The following is a 20334-nucleotide window of genomic DNA, read 5'->3' as shown; positions in this document are numbered from 1 at the left end:
CTCTTCCCATTCCGAACAGAGAAGTTAAGCCCGCTTGCGCAGATGGTACTGCTTATTGTGGGAGAGTATGTCATCGCCTTTCTTTTAAAACCCCTTACTATACAAGTAGTAAGGGGTTTTTGCGTTTATTTACTTCTTATTATTCTTATTATTCTTTGTACTATTAAAAGATAAGATAAAAGCAGCTAAATAGCTGCTATTTATTTATTAAAATCTATTGATAATGAGTTTACACAGTAACGTTGTCCGGTTTCGGTTGGACCATCATCAAATACGTGACCTAAATGGCTTCCGCAATTGGAGCATACTATTTCTGTTCTAATCATTCCGAAACTGGTGTCTTTTATATATTCTACTTTTCCGGGCATTGCTTTATCGAATGATGGCCAGCCACATCCTGATTCAAATTTAGAGTCGCTTTCAAAAAGTTCTTCATCGCATGCTCTGCATTTATAAGTTCCATTTTCAAAATGAAGATTATATTCGCCTGAATGTGGCATTTCGGTTCCTTTTTGTCTCAAAATTTTATATTGCTCAGCACCTAACTGTTTTTTCCATTCATTCTCAGACTTTTCAATATTGTATTTTTTCATATTTATTGATTTTCTTTTGCCGGTATAAATTTTATTGAAACTGAATTTGTGCAAAATCGTTCTCCTGTTGTTTCTTTAGGACCATCATCAAATACATGACCAAGATGACCTCCACAGTTTGCGCACATTACTTCAGTTCTGTTCATACCGTAACTTGTATCATGTTCATATATTACTGAGCCTTCAATTGCCTGATCGAATGATGGCCATCCGCAATGAGAGTCAAATTTAGTGTCTGATTTAAATAATGGGTTACCGCAAGCTGCGCATACATATACACCATCTTCAAAGAATTTGTTATACTTTCCTGTATGTGGTCGTTCAGTACCTTTATTTCGGAGCACATCATATTCTTCTGCTGTTAGTTCTTGGCGCCATTCAGCATCAGTTTTGTTAACTTTAAATTTACTGTTAGTTGTATCTTTCATTTCAGCTGATTTAGTATTTGTTCTTTCTGTATTTTTATTTGTTTGTCCCTTACATGCTGTAAGGTTAAACACTATTAGCGTTATCATTATTATCTTCTTCATCTTCTGTAAATTGTAGTATTTTTTTTATTACTTCTTTATCGCCCAGTATTTTTCTGTGACCGAGTCCTTCTGTTATTACGAGTTCAGCATTATTTAAATGTTTGTATAAATGGTGTGCTGCGCTAACGGGAACATCATTATCATCTTCATCATGAATTATTAGTACTGGTATATTGACTTCTTTTGCTGCTATATACGCAGAATAGCTATTGATAGTTGTGTTGAATTTCTTTTCAAACAGCTTTATCATTTCTTTTTCTGTTGCAACATTCATACCTAATTTTATAATAAAGTCATTCATTATGTCTTTTATAACATCTCCGCTACCAATAATTATAGCTTTTTTAACTTTTAAACCTCTTTTTATAGCATTTAATACAGACATGGCTCCTAAGGAATGCCCAATGGCATATTCGAATGGACCGTATTTTTTATCTAATTCTTGTATTGATGCTATAAATTCAGTCATATCACTGGTTTTCCCTGTTGATTTACCGTGTGCAGGGGCATCAAAACTTACGGTGCTATAGCCCTTTTTTACAAATTTGTAGGCTATACTGCACAATTGCGTTCCGCGACCGCTCCAGCCATGTACCAGTAATACTTTTTTGTTACTATTGCCTAAATGATAAACTCTTATTTTTTCATTTACTCCCGGTATTTCTAAAAACTCTTGTTTACTTTCTTTATCCATTTTTTGTTCCCTTTTAGGGAGCTTAAATTTCATAGGGGTTCTAAAGAGCTTCATAGCAAACTTTGCTGCAAGTTTGTTAGACATTACTTCAAGAGTTTTGGCTGTTATTAAAATGGGTTTAGGAATTTTTATAGCGTTGTTATTATTTTTAGACATATAGTTTAATCTTGATTATTTGTATTTTGTAAACGATAAAGATACTAAATAACAAAACTGTTTGATTACGTAATAAATGAAACTGATTGATAAATATTTCCTTGAAAAGGAAGAACCTGTAAAAAGCTGTTTACTGTTTTTAAGAGAATATATACTTAATTATGATGATGCTATAACAGAAGACAGAAAATACGGAATGCCTTTTTACTTGTATAATGGTAAAATGTGTTGCTATTTATGGGTACATAAAAAGTATGGTATTCCTTATATTGGAGTAGTGGAAGGAAATAAAATTAAGCATGACAGGCTACTATCAGAAAAGCGGGCAAGAATGAAAATAGTATTAATTGAACCTAATGAAGATGTTGATATTAATATGATTGACGCTATTTTATCTCAAATTGTAGCTTTATATAAAAAATAAAAAAACTTATTGTGTGTAAAGAATTCACAGTACTTTAACTTTACAATGTAATTTTTCAGAATCAGTTATGAAATGATTTTGTTAATTTTGGAGGTAACAAAACACAAGAAACATGAAAAAAAGTATAGTAGGGCTTTTTATAGCGCTTTTTATATTGAGTGCTGCCTGTAAAACAAATCCTTTTACAGGAGAGAAAAATCTTAATTTTGTATCTAACAGTGAGATATTTCCGGTAGCCTTTCAGCAGTATGACCAATTTTTACAAGAAAATGAGGTGGTAAGGGGTACTTCGGAAGCACAGATGGTAACAAGAGTGGGGCAGAAGATAAAAGTTGCAGCGGAAAAGTTTTTAAATGCCAACGGGCATAGAGGTTATTTAGATGATTACCAATGGGAGTATAATTTGGTAAAAGATCCTGCGGTTAATGCTTGGTGTATGCCCGGAGGGAAAATAGTGGTATATACCGGTATTTTACCAATAGCTAAAAATGAAGCAGGTTTAGCGACAGTTATGGGGCATGAAGTTGCACACGCCTTGGTTAATCATGGTGCACAGCGTATGAGCGCACAGACTTTACAGCAATTAGGAGCTGTGGGAGTAGGAGCAGCAACATCAGGTAAAAATGAAACTGCACAACAGTTATATATGCAGGCTTATGGTATTACCACTCAGTATGGAGCTATGTTGCCATTTAGCAGAAGCCATGAAAATGAAGCAGATGAAGTAGGACTGACACTTATGGCAATAGCAGGTTATAATCCTGAAGAAGCAATTGATTTTTGGAAAAGAATGGATGCAAATTCCGGAGGCGGTGCACCACCTGAATTTTTAAGTACACACCCATCAAGTAATACACGTATTAATAATATAAATAGATTAATTCCTGAGGCAAAAGCCGAAGCTGCTAAATTTGGTGTTACATTTAAATAGTAACATTTAAGTTTAATAATTATATATATATTAGCTGTCATTAATTTTAATGACAGCTTTTTTTATATACAATAATTACTAAAGCAACCAACTATGCCACATTTAGAGAAAGGAAGTAAAAAACTGCTTAATGCATGGGCTTTTTATGATTGGGCAAACTCGGTATACAGTTTAGTTATAGCAACTGCCGTTTTCCCCATTTTTTATACAGGTCTTTTTGAGGAAGGACAAACCCATATAGCTATACTGGGTAACTCTGTAAAAGGAACGGCTCTTATAAGTTTTGTTACTGCTTTTGCCTTTTTGTTTGTTGCCTTTATTTCACCTTTACTATCAGGTATTGCTGATTATTCAGGTAACAAGAAGATATTTTTAAAACTATTTTGTTATATAGGAGCAGTTTCATGTATCGGTTTATACTGGTTTAGCCTTGAAAATATTTTCTGGAGTTTAACCTGTTACTTTTTTGGTTTAGTAGGCTTTTGGGGTAGTTTGGTTTTTTATAATTCATATTTACCGGATGTAGCATACCCTGACCAACAAGATGGTATAAGTGCAAAAGGTTACTCAATGGGTTATATAGGTAGCGTACTGTTACTTATATTTAACCTTGTAATGGTAATGTACCCTGGCTTGTTTGGTATTGAAGATACTGTTGATGAAAGTGCAGGTTTAATAGCTATGCGTATTTCATTTATTACTGTAGGTATTTGGTGGATATTATTTAGCCAGTACACTTATTATTACCTGCCGAAAGGGACAAGAAAAAATAAAGTAACTAAAGATGTATTACTCAACGGCTTTAGAGAGTTGAAAAAAGTATGGAATGAATTAAAACTGAACATAACTTTAAAACGTTATTTGGGAGCATTTTTTGTTTACAGTATGGCAGTGCAAACAGTTATGCTTGTAGCAACCTATTTTGGCGCAGAAGAAATAGCATGGAGTGATTCGGATGCTAAACAAATGGGACTTATAGTAAGTATATTACTTATACAACTCGTAGCTGTTGCAGGTGCTATAATTACTTCCCGCATGTCTAAAAAATACGGTAATATAAAAACCTTGATAGGTATAAATGTTATTTGGGCAGTAATATGTGTTTGTGCATTTTTTGTAACCCTACCATTGCATTTTTATATAACAGCAGGTTTTGTAGGTTTAGTAATGGGTGGTATACAATCGCTTTCCCGCTCTACGTATTCTAAATTTTTACCGGAAACAAAAGATACAGCCTCATTTTTTAGTTTTTACGATGTAACCGAAAAAATAGGTATAGTAATAGGTATGATCCTTTATGGCGCTATAGACCAGTATTTTGGCAGTATGCGCTATTCGGTAATATTCTTAACTGTTTTCTTTATTTTGGGTATAGTGCTTTTAACCAGAGTTTTAAAAAAAGATTAACATTTAAATATATTACCTTATATTTGAAAAATATAAAATAAAATATATCAAGTAATAAATTTTTCCGTTTTGTATTAATAGCTGTAAGCCGTATATTTCGGGAAATATAAAAAGCTGTAATAGACTAACGTAATAAAAATCAAGCCTTTTTGGTTTGTAGCAAAAACTTAAATTGACTGTTATGAAAAAAATGAAAATGCTGCCTGCTGCATTGTTGGCTTTCTTTGTATCATTAAACTTTATTTCTTGTGATACTGAACCTGTTGACCCTGTTTTTTTAGATAATATAGAAGATCAGGTTCCCGATACCGGTTCAGGTTCTTTTCAGGTTAACATTGATGGCGAACTTTTCACAGCAACACAAACCCAAGCAGTTATAGGCGAAGGGTTAATTGCTATACAAGGATCAGGAAGCAATGGTAAAAATGTAAGTTTAGTTTTAGAAGGTGAAGCTGCACCATCGAGTATTGGTGAATATGAACCGTCAGATGTATTAATGATATATCAGCCGGAGACAAATCCTGATGATTACGGTTATATAAACTATAACCCGGATCTTGTAATAGGAGGTGAAATTCCTGATGATATTTACGAAGGATCATTTACTATAACTGACATTGATACTGTTAATAAAACTATTTCAGGTACATTTAGCTTTACAGGATACTGGAGTAATACCGATGATGAAATAGAATCTGTAGAACTTACGAGTGGTGTTTTCACCGACGTGTCCTATGCAGATAATACTACTAACCCAAACCCTGGATCGGATGAAGATTATATTGTTGCGGATATAGATGGTACTGAAACAGATTTTACAATAGCAGTGGCATTAGTATCGGGTAACTTTTTAACAGTAAGTGGTCAAAATGTAGCTCCTCCTAAACAAATACAACTAATGATGGATGCTGATATAGAAGCAGGAACATATAGCATTACTGAAGATGGAGGGTTTGGTAATGGAGTGACAGCAATGTATTCTGAAGGTTTAGCACTATATGTTGTTTCATCTGGTGAATTAACAATTATAAGTAATGATGGTGATGTTATAAAAGGAACTTTTGAGTTTTCAGCATACAATTCAGACGATGAAAATGATACAATAGACATAACTAACGGAGATTTTGAAATGCAAATTCCGTAAGGAAACTATTTTTGTAAAATAACAATAAAAAATCCGCCAACTGGCGGATTTTTTTATTGGCATAATCATTGTCTAAATAATTAGACTAAATAGCTATACAATACTAAAAATAGCTGATAAACAAGGGGATAACCTGTATACACAATATTTCGTATATAGGTTATGTACCAATGTATAATGACAAAATGACTTTAAATTAGAGATGCCAAATCAAAAAATATTAGATATTGACAGTTTGTCACTTCAGGAACTTGACACAGATGCAGAATTAATACCTTTAATGACCCCCGAAGATGAGGAGGAAATGAATAATGAGGTATTGCCTGAGGCCTTGCCTATATTGCCTTTACGTAATATGGTGTTGTTTCCGGGTGTGGTAATACCTATTACAGCAGGTAGAGATAAATCAATAAAACTGCTTAATGATGCCAATGCCAGTGGTAAAGTAATAGGAGTGGTAGCACAAAAAGATGAAACTGTAGAAGAGCCTACACCGGCTGATATTCATACTGTTGGTACAGTAGCACGTATTTTACGAGTACTTAAAATGCCCGACGGTAACACCACTGTAATATTGCAAGGTAAAAAACGCTTTGAGATAGATAAAATTACAGATGAGCAACCTTACCTGATGGCAACTATAAAAGAAGTAAATGAAGTAAGACCTGATAAGGAAGATGCTGAGTTTTCTACTATTATAGATTCTATTAAAGAATTGGCTATTCAAATAATTAAGGAGAGCCCAAACATTCCTACTGAGGCTACTTTTGCTATTAAAAATATAGAGAGCGAATCTTTCTTAGTAAACTTTGTTTCATCTAACATGAACTTAACGGTAGATGAAAAACAAGACTTACTTACTAAGAGTAGCTTGAAAGAAAGGGCGCTGGAAACGTTAAAGCACATGAATGTTGAGCTACAAAAACTGGAGCTTAAAAATGACATTCAAAGTAAAGTACGTTCAGACTTAGACCAACAACAGCGCGAATATTTCCTGCATCAGCAAATGAAAACCATCCAGGAAGAATTGGGTGGCGTTTCTCATGATCAGGAAATAGATGAAATGCGTAAAAAAGGAAAAGCCAAAAAATGGAATGAAAAAACCAAAAAGCATTTCGAAAAAGAGCTTTCCAAATTACAGCGTATGAATCCTCAAGTAGCAGAGTATGCTACACAGCGAAACTATTTAGAGTTAATGTTGGATTTACCTTGGAATACATTCTCTGATGATAAGTTTGACCTGAAACGTGCTGATAAAATATTGCATAAAGACCATTACGGGCTTGATGATGTTAAAAAGCGTATAATAGAGTACTTAGCTGTATTAAAGCTGCGTAATGACATGAAATCGCCTATATTATGCCTTTACGGACCTCCGGGGGTTGGTAAAACATCAATAGGCAAATCAGTAGCCGAAGCACTGGGCAGAGAGTACATACGTATATCGCTTGGTGGTCTTCGTGATGAAGCGGAGATACGAGGGCACAGAAAAACCTATATAGGGGCAATGCCCGGTCGTATCATTCAAAGTATAAAAAAGGCAGGAACATCAAACCCTGTATTTGTACTTGATGAGATAGACAAACTGGCAACAGGAGGGTATAACGGAGACCCTTCATCAGCTTTACTGGAAGTATTGGACCCTGAACAAAACTCAGAGTTTTACGATAACTTCCTTGAGCTTGGTTTCGACCTTTCTCGCGTAATGTTTATTGCAACCTCAAATAATATGTCAACTATTCAGCCTGCCTTACGTGACAGGATGGAGGTTATAAACATGACAGGTTATACTATAGAAGAAAAAGTAGAAATAGCCAAAAGGCACTTGTTACCAAAACAAATTAAAGAGCACGGACTTACCTCTAAAGATATAACACTTGGCAAAAGGCAAATAGAAAAAATAGCAGTAGGCTATACCAGAGAGTCCGGTGTTAGAGGACTTGAAAAACAAATAGCCAAAGTGGTACGCCACATTGCTAAAAATATAGCAATGGAGGAAGAGTACAACGTAAAACTAACTGATGAAGATATTATTGAAATACTGGGAGCCCCAAGAATGGAGCGCGATAAGTATGAAAATAATGAAGTAGCAGGTGTAGTAACAGGACTGGCATGGACAAGCGTAGGCGGAGATATACTTTTCATAGAGTCAATACTTTCTAAAGGAAAAGGAACTATGACTATGACAGGTAATTTAGGTAATGTAATGAAGGAGTCGGCTACCATAGCACTTGAATACATTAAAGCCAATGCCGAGCAGTTAAAAATAAGTCCTGAAGTGATAGGTAACTATAATGTACATATTCACGTACCGGAAGGAGCAACCCCTAAAGATGGTCCAAGTGCAGGCGTAGCAATGCTAACATCATTAGTGTCTTCATTTACGCAAAGACGTGTGAAAAAGAACCTTGCTATGACAGGTGAGATAACACTTAGAGGAAGAGTGCTTCCTGTAGGGGGGATAAAAGAAAAAATACTTGCTGCTAAACGTGCTAATATAAAAGAGATTATTCTTTGTGAAGAGAATAAACGCGATATAGATGAAATAAAACCTGAATACTTAAAAGGACTTACGTTCCATTATGTTAGGGAAATGAGTGAAGTGATACAACACGCTATTACTGACCAAAAGGTTAAAAACGCTAAAGTATTATAAGACTTTTAAAAATATATATTCAATACAAAAAACGGCTAAACTTTTTAGCCGTTTTTTTATTTAAAAAATAATATCTTCGCACTCACGTTATAGTAAGCACAAAACGTATATTACAATAATGTTTAAAAACGGTTATCTTTACCTTCTTTTATTAGCCAGTACTTTCTCTTTTAGTCAGATAGGGGGTAAACATACCTATCAATTTTTAAATTTAGTTACCTCCCCGCGTCAGGCTGCATTAGGCGGAAAAACAGTTACAGTTTACGATTACGACGTAAATCAGGCTATATACAACCCTGCTACCATAAACCCTGATATGGATAACCAACTTTCAGTGAATTACGGTAGTTATTACGGGGAAGTTACCTATGGTACTGCTGCCTATGCCTATACGTATGACAGGCACGTGCAAACATTCCACGCAGGGGTTAACTATGTTAACTACGGTACTTTTGAAGGGCGTGATGAAGCCGGTTTACTTACAGGAGATTTTACAGGTAGCGAAATAGCACTCTCTTTCGGCTATGCTTATAATATACCTTGGACAGATTTTTATATAGGTGCTAATGCAAAACTTATATCTTCTACCTTAGAAAGTTATAACTCTTTCGGTGGAGCTTTAGATTTAGGAGCTTTATATATTGATGAAGACAACGATATTAACATAGGATTGGTAATACGTAATGTAGGTACTCAGTTTACTACCTATGCAGGTTTACAGGAAAAACTTCCATTAGAAATTATAGCAGGTATATCGCAAGAGGTAGAAAATGTGCCTATACGCTGGCATATAACGTTGGAAAACCTGCAACAGTGGAACATAGCATTTTCTAACCCAAACCGTGCAGAACAAAACATTGATGGCGGAGTAAAAGAAGAGAAAGTTTCATTTGTAAATAATGCACTTCGCCACGTTATACTGGGAGCTGAATTATTCCCCGGCAGGAGTTTTAACTTACGTGTAGGATATAACTTTAGAAAAGGAGAAGAGCTTCGAATAGAGGAAACCCGAAACTTTTCAGGAATATCAGTAGGAGTAGGGCTTAGATTTAATAATTTACGTTTCGATTATTCGTATTCAAGATATACGCTGGCAGCAAACACCAGTCTTTTCGGATTAATGATTAACCTTCAATAATTTACAGTGTTGGATAAAAAAATTACCATTGCAATAGACGGTTTTTCCTCTACAGGGAAAAGTACTTTAGCTAAACAGCTAGCAAGCCATTTAGGTTATGTATATGTAGACACAGGTGCTATGTACAGAGCTGTAACCTATTATGCAATGGAAAAGGGTTATATAACTACTGATAGCTTTAATAAAGAAGAATTAATTGCAGATTTACCCAAGATACAGTTACAATTTAAGTTTAATGAAGCTTTAGGCTTTGCTGAAATGTATCTTAACGGTAATAATGTTGAAAAGATAATCCGTACACTTGAAGTTTCAAGATTAGTAAGCAAAGTAGCTGCAGTTTCAGAAGTGCGCGCTAAACTGGTAGAGCAACAAAAGCAAATGGGGGCTGATAAAGGTATTGTAATGGATGGCAGGGATATAGGTACTGTTGTTTTTCCTGATGCAGAACTTAAACTATACATGATAGCCAGTGCAGAAACCAGAGCCAAACGCCGTTATGATGAACTTTTACAGAAAGGTGAGAATGTTGAATTTGAGGATGTTTTGCAAAATGTAAAAGAGCGTGATAGTATTGACTCCAGCAGGGCAGATTCTCCTTTGGTAAAAGCTGATGATGCTATTGAAATAGACAACTCTGATATGACCATTACCGAGCAGTTTGAAAAAGTTGTACAATTAGCACATAAAGCCTCTCAACTTTAACGGCGGTAGTAAGCTGAAAATCAAATTTTATTAATAGTTTTGTTTCCGTTAATTAAATGTTAATTTGATTTTTTGTTCTTATGGGGATTAAAGACCGCCTCGTAGCCATGAGCTTTTTCCAATTTTTTGTTTGGGGAGCATGGCTTATAACGATTGCTAACTACTGGTTTGGTACAAGACAATGGGATGGAACCCAATTTGGTCTTGTTTTTGGGACCATGGGTATAGCGTCTATATTTATGCCTACTCTTACAGGTATTATAGCTGACAGATGGATAAATGCAGAACGACTGTATGGTGTGTTACATTTACTGTATGCCGCAACATTATTTTTTATTCCCCAAGTAAGTGACCCCAATACTTTTATATATGTAATGCTGGCAGCAATGTGTTTTTATATGCCTACTATTGCATTAAGTAATTCCATATCCTATAATGCCTTAAAATCAAACGGCTTTGATGTAGTGAAAGATTTTCCGCCTATCAGGGTTTGGGGTACTATAGGTTTTATAGTTGCCATGTGGGTTACTAACCTTACAGGCAGTAAAGCAACAGAATTTCAGTTTTATATAGCAGGTATAGCTGCTGTACTTTTGGGTATATATGCATTTACATTGCCTAAGTGTAAGCCTAAAAATACGAAAGCCAATGCTACACTATCAGAAGCTTTCGGACTGGAAGCCTTTAAACTTTTCGGGCAGTATAAAATAGCATTGTTCTTTATATTCTCTATGTTTTTGGGAGGTGCATTACAGCTGACTAATGCTTACGGAGATGTGTTTTTAGATGAATTTAAATTCTTTCCTAAATACGCTGATTCTTTCGTAGTAGAGTACAGTACCATAATAATGTCTATTTCTCAGGTTTCAGAAACCCTGTTTATATTGGCAATTCCATTCTTCTTAAAGCGATTTGGTATTAAGCAGGTAATGCTTATTAGTATGCTGGCATGGGTATTACGTTTCGCTTTATTTGCTTACGGAGACCCTGTAACAGGCTTGTGGATGATTATACTTTCGTGTATTGTATACGGTATGGCTTTTGACTTCTTTAATATATCAGGGTCGTTATTTGTAGAGACTACAACACCTGCAAAAATACGTTCATCAGCACAAGGTTTGTTTATGATGATGACAAACGGTTTTGGTGCAGTATTAGGTAGTTTTACTTCCGGTTGGATGATTGATAAGTATTTCACCAAATCATTTTCAAATAGTGAGAGGCTTGCTACGTTTTTAGAAACAGAACCATCTAACTCTAAAATGTTGGAATTAGTAAACGAAAGAGGTATAGAGGTAACTGCTAATGGTAGCTTTAGCGATACTATTTTTATGAAAGACTGGCACAGTATATGGCTTGCTTTTGCAGTGTATGCTTTAGTGGTAGCTATAGCATTTGCTATATTGTTTAAACACAAACATAACCCTGAAGATGTAGAGTCAGTTAGTCACTAACAGAATAGGTGTTCTAATTAAAAAAATATAAAAAAGCCCGAACTATAATTGTTCGGGCTTTTTATTTATGTTTCTTTTACTGATATAATTTTTACAGGGCAGGCTTTCGCTGCCTTTTCACAATCTTCCAGTTGTGAATAGTCAGGTTCTTTTAAGGTAAAGAAGCCTTTTTTCTCTGTGGAATGCAATAATACCGATTTACCGTCCTTTTTAGACATCCTGAATTTTTGCGGAGCCAGTTCAGCACAATAATTACAGCCAATACATTTATTTCGTTGTAATGTTATTACTATCATCAGGCTTCGGCATATTCGGTTTTTACCAATTTATACAATTTGTCTGAAGGTCGAATTCTAAAATCTATTGGTAATGTAATTTTATCTCCTTTAGTAGCTTTTTCTGATGCTATATCATCTACCATAAGCGATGTAACAGTAGTTTCTTTAGCTCCTGTAGTAGGGCCGGTAATTAATATAGTATCACCAACTTGTAAATCGTAGGCTTCAATTAAAAATTCCCCTATGCTTGCTTTCGGGTAAAAGTGTCTTCCTTTTCCAATATACACTTTACGCTGTGTAGCCATAGAACCGCTTATTGGCGACCATTCTCCCAGTTTCTGCCCAAGGTAGTAACCTGTCCAGAAACCGCGATTATATACTTTTTTAAGCTCTTCCATCCATTCCCTGCCTTTCTCCTTGGTATAAGTACCGTTATTAATGGAGTCAATAGCTTCTCTGTAACATTTAATAACAGTAGCAACATACTCAGGAGCGCGACCTCTACCTTCAATTTTTAATACTTTAATACCTGAGGCTGCAATTTCATCAAGGAAGTCAATAGTACATAAATCTTTAGGCGACATCATGTACTCATTATCAATTTCTACCTCAAAACCGCTTTCCTGGTCGGTTACTATATACTTTTTACGGCAGTTTTGCTTGCATGCGCCTCTGTTTGCAGAAGAGTTATGAGAATGCAGACTTAAATAACATTTACCCGATACTGCCATACACAATGCACCGTGCCCGAATATTTCTATTTCAACTAACCTGCCGGATGGACCTTTTATTTGTTCCTTTTCTATTTGTTCGGTAATTTTCTTTACCTGTGTTAAGCTAAGTTCTCGGCTTAATACAACAGTATCTGCAAACATGGCGTAAAACTTAACAGTTTCTATGTTGGTAATGTTTATTTGTGTGGAAATATGTACTTCTATGTTTATTTGCCTTGCATAGGCAATTACTGCTTGGTCCATAGCAATTACTGCTGTAATGTTGGCTTCTTTAGCTTTGTCTAAAAGTGTTTTAATAAGCGAAAGGTCATGGTCGTAAATAATAGTATTCAGCGTAAGGTAAGTACGAACACCTTTTGCTTCGCAGCGTTTTGTAATTTCCGGCAGGTCATCAAGTGTAAAATTTATAGATGCTCTTGCACGCATGTTTAGCTGTTCTACGCCGAAGTAAACCGAATCAGCTCCATTGTCTAAAGCAGCCTGTAGGGATTCAAAGTTTCCCGCAGGTGCCATAAGTTCTATTTTTCCGTTTTCAGTCATTAGTGATAATTTTGAGGCGCAAAATTATCACTGTGTAGTTTATTAAAATATGACATTCGTCATGTTGATTCACTAACGAAACAAATTATCGTATCATAGAGAAGTGCCCTTTGTATTCTTTACCATTTTCGCGTATTACCACAAACCAGTAGTCAGTAGAAGGGAGGTTAACGCCATTAAAAGTACCATCCCAACCTAAGCTGTCTGTACCAAAACCGGCTATTAGTTTACCGTAACGGTCGTAAATAAAGGTGTATAAATTAGGCTCTGCTATGGTTGAAAAAGCAATTCGCCAACGTTCGTTTACACCATCGCCATTTGGGGTGAAAAATTTAGGATAGGTTAAAAGGTATACAGCGCCTTCATCTTCTCCACAATTATATTTATCACGTACGTATACATCGTATTCTCCGGGAGTTAATCCTGTAAAAGTATTGCTCTCCTGATAAGTAATGCCGTCAATAGAATACTCAAAATTAGGTGATGGGTTTTCCAGTAGTACTGTTATTACGTTTTCATCATCAGTCCAGTCTTCAATAGTTAAAGTCGCTATTCTTGGCGCTAATGATTCTACAACGGTAACTGTTTTTGATGCTTCGCAACCGTATTGGTTTTGTACTGTAACCGTATATTCACCGGGTTCGCTTACTGTTTTTATTCTTCCTTGTGTTCCGTCAGACCATTCATAACTATCATAACCTAAATCAGCTATTAGTGTAACAGTAGAGTCTTCACACATAGACCATTCTTCCTGCATTTGCAGTTGTGGGGTAGGTCTTACTATTACATGAAAGTATGTTGTGGAATAGCAATTAACATCATCTACTTTTGTTATTCGGGCATATACTGTTGAAGTTCCTGTTGTTTGAGGGTAAATAACATCTATAGGACTAGCATTTATTTCAGCATCAAGTAATGTACTGTGGTATGTGAGTACAACATCGTCATTAGATTGCCCTCCTAATATTATTTCATCTTGGTCACTTAAATCAAAAGTTTCGGTATTATCATAACCTTCATCGCATACTTCCATATCAGGTGGTGTATTTGCGTTTACTAATGATGGGAGGTCTGCAACATTAAACTCCATAGTATCAAAATTACCGCAAGGGTCATCTACACGTATTTTATATGAAGCGGTTTCTAATCCTGTAAATACATTATTAGTGCCGTTATCTATTGTAAAGGAACTATCTCCGTCTTTCTCTATAATTTTATAAGTAAGTGGTTCTGCACCTATTGCTGTAACTTCTACGTCTGCCACATTCCCTATGCAGGTAAGATTTTTTAGCTCTATAATATTTAAATCATCATAAAATTCAAACTCGTATAAAACTTCAACACACATTTTTATTTCTGTTCCTCTGCCAAAAGCTCTGTACGATTTTAAAACCCTAAATTCGCCTGTATTAATAATATTGTAGGTAGCAGTATTGTTGATTAACTCCCTGGAATCATCTTCCGAAGGTACTTCTCCTTCAATATACTCAATGCCTAATGACGGATGCCCCCATGTATCAGTATCAATCTTTTTTTGTAGCCAAAACTTAACAAATGCTGAGCCGTTACTGTCGTGCTCTACAGTAACATCAAAAGCGCCACAATGTCTTGTTTCATATATGTTATTAGTAGTTACTTCATACCCCATAACATTTGCTGTTACAATTTGGTCATCGGTACAATCTGTAGATGCTGTTAGTACATATTCACCGGGAGGAAGTTCATCTAAATAAAATGAACCACCTGGAGAAATAAATTCTGAAGCATCATACGGTAACGTTTCTGAAAACTCATCAGGCGCTTCTGTAATTATTACGGATGTTAATGCATATCCACCTGCTACCCGTAGGCTACCAAGACCCGGTGTACAGTCAGGACGGGCATTATAGGCAATTCCTGATGCGCTAAATTCAGGAATAACAACTTCGGCAGGGTAAGTATTTCCGCAGTCATCAAAAACTTCAAATTGGTATGTTCCCGGTGGGAGTCCTCCAATTTCTATATTTCCTTCATCGTTAACATAGTTTGACAGGTCAAAAGGAAGTGTTTCTGTATATTCATCAGGTCCTGATAGTATATTACCACCTGTTATCGGAAAACCGGGAAGTAGTATTTCTGTTCTTCCAAGGTTATTTACACAGTCGTTATTGAAAGCAGTAACTTGTGTTTCAATTTCAAGTTCTTCTAACTCCAGTAAAATAGTTTCTTCACGTCCGCAATTATCCGCAACTTTTATTTCGTATATACCGTAAGGCACGGGATTTTCTTCATCGCCATACTGTACGTTGTTTTCATCAGTAAAAGGACCAGGATGTTCGGTGTTAAAATCTTCAGGATTAAAGCCAGCAGGAACTGAAAGGAACTCTACTGTAAAAGGAGCACCATATTTATATACATCAATAAATAGAAATTTACCGGGACAATCAGCATTATCAAAACCACCCACAACGGTAAGTTTCTGTCTTACAAGATTATTGTTTTGCGTGTATACAGCTCCGCATGCATCTACTATCTCAAGGTCGTAATAATAATCAGTATCATAATAAAATGGTATAATTTCATCAATAGCGAAGCCTGAAGGATCTCCATTAGCTGTTTGCGTAAATACTATTGGTGTGCCACCACCCGGAGGGTATACTGTTACTGTAACTGATATTGGTAATGCCATAGGTATATCCTGATCTTCAGGGCTAAGGTTGTGGCTTACTGTTATTTCATTGCAATCAGGTAATTCGGTATCAGGAAAGCCCGGTAAACCAATCACTATTCCTGTTACTGATGATAGTACTGTATGTGCTTTTACTATGCCTTCACCGCAATTATCGGTTACTCTGACTGTATAAGTTCCGTCAGGTACATTTTCAAAAACATTTGATGCTTGTGGCCCCGCTGTAACAGGTCCTGTTAGTATTTCATATGTAACGGGATTACCTTCTTCTACATTAATAGTAATAGTACCATCATCGCCACAAGTAGTATCAACACTTGTAACATTATATATTAAAGGTGTAGTTTCGTCTTCAATAGTTACCTCTTGTTCATCAGTATAGGTTGTACCATTATCATTTTGAGTAGCAATTACTAAATAATTACCATCTACAAGCCCTGTTACGTTAGCTTCTGTATTATTATATATAGGGTTTGCAGTGTCCGGGAGTAAGTAAACCACATAGTTAACAGGAGCAGAGGAAATGTTATCTACCGTAAAACTCATAGCACCGTTACCGGGGCATGTTTGGTTTGTTACAGATATAGAGAGGTTGAGGTCTTGCGCACTAACATTTTGTGTTGTAATAAATATTATTGTCAGGCAAAACTTAAATAATAGAAACAATTTTTTAAACCTTATTGGTTTATTAAGGGTGGTAAAGTGTGGATGCATAGCAAAAATTAAGTTTTTTAACTTAATTATTAATCTTTTTCATACTGCCAAGGTAAATAAAATTATTTATATATAATAAAAAGTGATTTTGTTTATATGCTGTAAATCAGTTTTATTCCCGCAAATAAGTATTATTTGCATAAAGTTTTTTATATAAAGTACTTTAGGTATGCTATTTGTTTGTATATCAAAAAAATAATAGTAATTTTGCGCACCTTTTGGCAGGTAATGGTTTCCATTAGGTATCAATATTTTATATAAACTGCTTCTGCTGTTTTCTACTGCACGAAACCTATAGTTAACACAGAATACAAATTTTTTATTCAGCATATGTCTGAGCAAACAAAAACACAAGAAGAATTCTTAAAAGATTTTAACTGGCATAACTTTGAAGAAGGTATTGATCCGGTAGATGAAAGTAACTTAAAAGAATTCGAAGAATTAGTTGAGAAAACATTTGTAGATACCGACAGTGACGAAGTTGTTGAAGGTACTGTAGTAAGAATTACTGACAGAGATGCTATTGTTGATATCAACGCAAAATCGGAAGGTGTTATATCGCTTAACGAATTCCGTTACAACCCGGATTTAAAAGTAGGTGACAAAGTAGAAGTACTTATTGATATTCGTGAAGATAAATCAGGACAGCTTGTACTATCTCACAAAAAAGCACGTACAATTAAAGCTTGGGACAGAGTTATCAATGCTCACGAAACAGGAGAGATTGTTAATGGTTTTGTGAAATGCAGAACTAAAGGAGGTATGATTGTAGATGTATTTGGTATTGAAGCTTTCCTTCCTGGTTCTCAAATTGATGTTAAGCCAATTAGAGATTACGATCAGTATGTAAATAAAACAATGGAATTTAAAGTGGTTAAGATTAATCACGAATTTAAAAACGTTGTTGTATCGCATAAAGCACTTATTGAAGCTGATATCGAAATTCAGAAGAAAGAAATTATCGGTCAGCTTGAAAAAGGACAAGTACTTGAAGGTGTTGTTAAGAACATTACTTCTTACGGTGTATTTATTGACCTTGGAGGTGTTGATGGACTTATCCACATTACTGACCTTTCTTGGAGCCGTATTAACCACCCAAGTGAAGTTCTTGAACTTGACCAGAAACTTAACGTTGTTATTCTTGACTTTGATGATGAGAAAACACGTATACAACTTGGTCTTAAGCAGCTTCACCCACACCCATGGGATGCGCTTGACGCAAACCTTGCAGTAGGTGATAAGGTTAAAGGTAAAGTAGTTGTTATAGCTGATTACGGTGCATTTATTGAAGTAGCTGAAGGTGTTGAAGGACTTATACACGTTTCTGAAATGTCTTGGTCTACTCACTTACGTTCAGCACAAGACTTTGTAAAAGTTGGTGATGAAGTAGAAGCTCAAATACTTACTCTTGACAGAGATGAGCGTAAAATGTCTCTAGGTATTAAGCAACTTAGCCAAGACCCTTGGACTGATATTACTACTAAATACCCTGTAGGTTCTAAGCATACAGGTGTAGTAAGAAACTTTACTAACTTCGGTATATTTGTAGAGCTTGAAGAAGGTATTGATGGTCTTATCTATATATCTGACCTTTCTTGGACTAAGAAAATTAAGCACCCAAGTGAATTTGTAAATGTAGGTGATACTCTTGACGTAGTAGTTCTTGAACTTGATGTTGACGGACGTAAATTATCTTTAGGTCACAAACAAACACAAGCTAATCCTTGGGATAAGTATGAAGATTCTTTCGCAGTAGGTACTGTACACAACGGAGAGATTTCTGAAATAGTTGATAAAGGAGCTACAGTTAAGTTTAACGATGATATTGTTGCCTTTATACCAACAAGACACCTTGAAAAAGAAGACGGTAAGAAACTTAAGAAAGGTGATACTGCAGACTTTAAAGTAATTGAATTTAATAAAGAATTCAAGAGAGTAGTTGCTTCGCACACTGCTACATTTAAAGATGAAGAAGAGAAGAATGTTAAGGCTGCACAAGAGTCTAACAGCAACTCTAACAATGCAGAGAAAACTACTCTGGGTGATATAGATGCACTTGCAGCTTTAAAAGAAAAAATGGAAAAAGGAAATAGCTAATACTAAATCCTCAATTCATTTTAGATATAAAAAAGCCCTCACGAAAGTGGGGGCTTTTTGTTTATATTTTAAATACTTTAAGACATTGCTGGTAAAATATTATTCCCTGAATCCGTTTTAGAATGTGTTAATTCTTCATTATAGTATGATATAATATTTTGACCGCACAAATGTAAATAATCATAAGAAATTATTTGAATATGATTTAGAGTTGCATTAAGCATTCTTAATGCTTCAAATTCATCATCATTAAATTCATTAGTTCTACCAATAATAATTTTAATTCTCGGCTTTAGTAATTTAAATCTGTGTTGTTTTTCTAGTATTAATTTATATTCATCTAAAGTTTTTAGGTAGAACATACATTGTCCAATTACTTTTGATAAATCTACTGATGGGTAATAGCTTTTATGACTACTATCGTAATTTAAAAGTTTTACTTTAGGTCTTTTTAATTCTATTAAATCTATAAAGCCATCTGTAGTTTCCATTATTAAATCACTTTCAGATTCGATGCCAATTTTTCTTGCAGAATGTTTTTTTATATAATCGATTCCCAGAGCCCAAATATTTTTTTCAATCCAATTTTGAAAGATTTTCTCTGGTTGCCCAGCATTGTATTTTTCTAACGTTTGGATTAGCTTAATCTCATTTACGATATTTTCTTTTTCTTCAAGAGACAGTAATTGAATTAAATCACTAAGAGATTTTTTATGGTTCTTTTGCCTTATAGCTGCATGTAAGTTTTGGATTTCATTATCATTAAGAGCTTCTATTAATAGGTTAATTTTTTCAGCTTCATTAATTTTATTTAAAATTGATTTTAAAGAATTTAAATCAATTTTCTCAATCATTGAAGTAATATCTTTAATAGCATCTGTTATTTCTATAAACTCGTTTGTGCTATAGTTTTCTCCAGTAATTATTGAAATACTATTTAAATGATCATATAATGACTTTATTTGTTTAAAGTTTAATTTTTCTGAAAATATAGTATCAGTTGTTTTAATATTGATTGCATAAATTGATAGAGAAATCGTATCTTTATTGGTGGTGTTATTCAAATCAATGCCTGAATAATTTATAATTAGCTTGATTTTTTTATTAGAAAAAATCTCTTTGTGGTAAGGAACACTCATTATATTTTCTCAAATACATTAATATATCTACTTGAATTTGGGTTATAACCAGGAGCAACTTCAAAATGTTTATCCAATATTTTTACGTTTATAATATGCTTAACTTTATATTCCCTCCAACCAGGTAGCGGTTTACTGTCAGAACATACTCCGTCTTGTTTATAAATGTGTATGTTCATATTTTTTGTTGTAGCTGTAAATATTGCGTGGGGATCTCCATATCTTTTTCCTTGTGCTTTACCTAATAAATCATATTCGTAACTTATTTGCCTTTTTTGCTTAATTGCTTGCTGTAAAATTTCAAGGATATACATAATATTTTAATTGTTGGGTTA

General features: G+C 34.8%; 17 protein-coding genes and 1 rRNA gene. 10 read left to right on the top strand and 8 right to left on the bottom strand.

All coding sequences use genetic code 11. The features are described from left to right. Nucleotides 1-82: ribosomal RNA gene (rrf, locus tag IEW45_RS03080) — 5S ribosomal RNA — on the top strand; the annotation flags it as partial. 118 nt (nucleotides 83-200) lie between these two features. Here the strand turns inward: rrf and msrB (IEW45_RS03075) are convergent. From msrB (IEW45_RS03075) to IEW45_RS03065, 3 genes are read right to left on the bottom strand one after another with little or no spacing between them, the layout of a single operon-like run. Beyond that, complete coding sequence (gene msrB, locus IEW45_RS03075; protein ID WP_188619753.1) at nucleotides 201-593, bottom strand: peptide-methionine (R)-S-oxide reductase MsrB; 393 nt, start codon at nucleotides 591-593, stop codon at nucleotides 201-203. A 2-nt stretch (nucleotides 594-595) separates the two neighbouring features. Next, nucleotides 596-1123 (bottom strand): peptide-methionine (R)-S-oxide reductase MsrB, encoded by a 528-nt coding sequence (msrB, locus tag IEW45_RS03070; RefSeq protein WP_188619752.1) that lies wholly within the window; start codon nucleotides 1121-1123, stop codon nucleotides 596-598. Beyond that, nucleotides 1086-1973, bottom strand: coding sequence for an alpha/beta hydrolase (locus tag IEW45_RS03065; protein ID WP_188619751.1), 888 nt, complete (start codon nucleotides 1971-1973; stop codon nucleotides 1086-1088). Before IEW45_RS03065 ends, msrB (IEW45_RS03070) begins: the two co-directional genes overlap by 38 nt. 76 nt (nucleotides 1974-2049) lie before the next feature. Here IEW45_RS03065 and IEW45_RS03060 point away from each other — a divergent pair, with 76 nt between their 5' ends. The 8 genes from IEW45_RS03060 (at nucleotide 2050) to IEW45_RS03025 (ending at nucleotide 11829) form a co-directional block, all read left to right on the top strand. After that, entirely contained in the window at nucleotides 2050-2397 is a 348-nt protein-coding gene (locus IEW45_RS03060; RefSeq protein ID WP_188619750.1) for a DUF1801 domain-containing protein, read from the top strand. Nucleotides 2398-2509: 112 nt separating this feature from the next. Continuing rightward, on the top strand, nucleotides 2510-3328 hold the full coding sequence (locus IEW45_RS03055) for a M48 family metallopeptidase (protein ID WP_188619749.1): 819 nt from the start codon (nucleotides 2510-2512) through the stop codon (nucleotides 3326-3328). 93 nt (nucleotides 3329-3421) lie between these two features. Then, complete coding sequence (locus IEW45_RS03050) at nucleotides 3422-4735, top strand: MFS transporter (protein ID WP_188619748.1); 1314 nt, start codon at nucleotides 3422-3424, stop codon at nucleotides 4733-4735. Between the two features lie 181 nt (nucleotides 4736-4916). Next, the gene (locus IEW45_RS03045) at nucleotides 4917-5879 is read left to right on the top strand and encodes a DUF6252 domain-containing protein (RefSeq protein WP_188619747.1); all 963 of its coding nucleotides are present in this window, start codon (nucleotides 4917-4919) and stop codon (nucleotides 5877-5879) included. Between the two features lie 202 nt (nucleotides 5880-6081). Beyond that, the gene (lon, locus tag IEW45_RS03040; protein WP_188619746.1) at nucleotides 6082-8535 is read left to right on the top strand and encodes an endopeptidase La; all 2454 of its coding nucleotides are present in this window, start codon (nucleotides 6082-6084) and stop codon (nucleotides 8533-8535) included. A 118-nt stretch (nucleotides 8536-8653) separates the two neighbouring features. Further along, nucleotides 8654-9673 carry a type IX secretion system protein PorQ gene (porQ, locus tag IEW45_RS03035; RefSeq protein ID WP_188619745.1) on the top strand — a complete coding sequence of 340 codons (1020 nt, stop codon included), beginning with the start codon at nucleotides 8654-8656 and terminating at the stop codon, nucleotides 9671-9673. 9 nt (nucleotides 9674-9682) lie between these two features. Continuing rightward, nucleotides 9683-10375 (top strand): (d)CMP kinase, encoded by a 693-nt coding sequence (gene cmk, locus IEW45_RS03030; protein ID WP_188619744.1) that lies wholly within the window; start codon nucleotides 9683-9685, stop codon nucleotides 10373-10375. Nucleotides 10376-10455: 80 nt separating this feature from the next. Further along, nucleotides 10456-11829, top strand: a complete 1374-nt coding sequence (locus IEW45_RS03025; protein WP_188619743.1) for a nucleoside permease — start codon at nucleotides 10456-10458, stop codon at nucleotides 11827-11829. A gap of 65 nt (nucleotides 11830-11894) precedes the next feature. Here IEW45_RS03025 and IEW45_RS03020 read toward each other — a convergent pair whose 3' ends face one another. The 3 genes from IEW45_RS03020 to IEW45_RS03010 form a co-directional block, all read right to left on the bottom strand. Continuing rightward, nucleotides 11895-12125, bottom strand: a complete 231-nt coding sequence (locus tag IEW45_RS03020) for a ferredoxin (protein WP_188619742.1) — start codon at nucleotides 12123-12125, stop codon at nucleotides 11895-11897. Then, entirely contained in the window at nucleotides 12125-13381 is a 1257-nt protein-coding gene (locus IEW45_RS03015; RefSeq protein WP_188619741.1) for a peptidase U32 family protein, read from the bottom strand. Before IEW45_RS03015 ends, IEW45_RS03020 begins: the two co-directional genes overlap by 1 nt. An 85-nt stretch (nucleotides 13382-13466) precedes the next feature. Continuing rightward, complete coding sequence (locus tag IEW45_RS03010) at nucleotides 13467-16763, bottom strand: T9SS type B sorting domain-containing protein (RefSeq protein ID WP_188619740.1); 3297 nt, start codon at nucleotides 16761-16763, stop codon at nucleotides 13467-13469. 330 nt (nucleotides 16764-17093) lie between these two features. Here IEW45_RS03010 and rpsA point away from each other — a divergent pair, with 330 nt between their 5' ends. Further along, nucleotides 17094-18860 (top strand): 30S ribosomal protein S1, encoded by a 1767-nt coding sequence (rpsA, locus tag IEW45_RS03005; protein WP_188619739.1) that lies wholly within the window; start codon nucleotides 17094-17096, stop codon nucleotides 18858-18860. Nucleotides 18861-18937: 77 nt separating this feature from the next. Here rpsA and IEW45_RS03000 read toward each other — a convergent pair whose 3' ends face one another. Together IEW45_RS03000 and IEW45_RS02995 are read right to left on the bottom strand one after the other, a co-directional pair. Beyond that, nucleotides 18938-19999, bottom strand: coding sequence for a Shedu anti-phage system protein SduA domain-containing protein (locus IEW45_RS03000; RefSeq protein ID WP_188619738.1), 1062 nt, complete (start codon nucleotides 19997-19999; stop codon nucleotides 18938-18940). Further along, nucleotides 19999-20313, bottom strand: a complete 315-nt coding sequence (locus tag IEW45_RS02995) for a WYL domain-containing protein (RefSeq protein ID WP_188619737.1) — start codon at nucleotides 20311-20313, stop codon at nucleotides 19999-20001. The genes IEW45_RS03000 and IEW45_RS02995 overlap by 1 nt, the downstream gene beginning before the upstream one ends. Between the last annotated feature and the right edge of the window lie 21 nt (nucleotides 20314-20334).

The sequence above is a fragment of the Flavobacterium suaedae genome, from assembly GCF_014642915.1.
In the GTDB taxonomy this organism is placed as follows: Bacteria; Bacteroidota; Bacteroidia; order Flavobacteriales; family Flavobacteriaceae; genus Flavobacterium; species Flavobacterium suaedae.
The sequence above is the reverse complement of the archived record's forward strand: the minus strand, read 5'-3'. Positions and strand labels throughout refer to the sequence as shown.

Bases quoted from the DNA above. Each gene is read 5' to 3' on its own strand.
- msrB (WP_188619753.1), bottom strand. From the start codon at position 593: ATGAAAAAATACAATATTGAAAAGTCTGAGAATGAATGGAAAAAACAG.
- msrB (WP_188619752.1), bottom strand. From the start codon at position 1,123: ATGAAGAAGATAATAATGATAACGCTAATAGTGTTTAACCTTACAGCA.
- IEW45_RS03065 (WP_188619751.1), bottom strand. From the start codon at position 1,973: ATGTCTAAAAATAATAACAACGCTATAAAAATTCCTAAACCCATTTTA.
- IEW45_RS03060 (WP_188619750.1), top strand. From the start codon at position 2,050: ATGAAACTGATTGATAAATATTTCCTTGAAAAGGAAGAACCTGTAAAA.
- IEW45_RS03055 (WP_188619749.1), top strand. From the start codon at position 2,510: ATGAAAAAAAGTATAGTAGGGCTTTTTATAGCGCTTTTTATATTGAGT.
- IEW45_RS03050 (WP_188619748.1), top strand. From the start codon at position 3,422: ATGCCACATTTAGAGAAAGGAAGTAAAAAACTGCTTAATGCATGGGCT.
- IEW45_RS03045 (WP_188619747.1), top strand. From the start codon at position 4,917: ATGAAAAAAATGAAAATGCTGCCTGCTGCATTGTTGGCTTTCTTTGTA.
- lon (WP_188619746.1), top strand. From the start codon at position 6,082: ATGCCAAATCAAAAAATATTAGATATTGACAGTTTGTCACTTCAGGAA.
- porQ (WP_188619745.1), top strand. From the start codon at position 8,654: ATGTTTAAAAACGGTTATCTTTACCTTCTTTTATTAGCCAGTACTTTC.
- IEW45_RS03025 (WP_188619743.1), top strand. From the start codon at position 10,456: ATGGGGATTAAAGACCGCCTCGTAGCCATGAGCTTTTTCCAATTTTTT.
- IEW45_RS03020 (WP_188619742.1), bottom strand. From the start codon at position 12,125: ATGATAGTAATAACATTACAACGAAATAAATGTATTGGCTGTAATTAT.
- IEW45_RS03015 (WP_188619741.1), bottom strand. From the start codon at position 13,381: ATGACTGAAAACGGAAAAATAGAACTTATGGCACCTGCGGGAAACTTT.
- IEW45_RS03010 (WP_188619740.1), bottom strand. From the start codon at position 16,763: ATGCATCCACACTTTACCACCCTTAATAAACCAATAAGGTTTAAAAAA.
- rpsA (WP_188619739.1), top strand. From the start codon at position 17,094: ATGTCTGAGCAAACAAAAACACAAGAAGAATTCTTAAAAGATTTTAAC.
- IEW45_RS03000 (WP_188619738.1), bottom strand. From the start codon at position 19,999: ATGAGTGTTCCTTACCACAAAGAGATTTTTTCTAATAAAAAAATCAAG.
- IEW45_RS02995 (WP_188619737.1), bottom strand. From the start codon at position 20,313: ATGTATATCCTTGAAATTTTACAGCAAGCAATTAAGCAAAAAAGGCAA.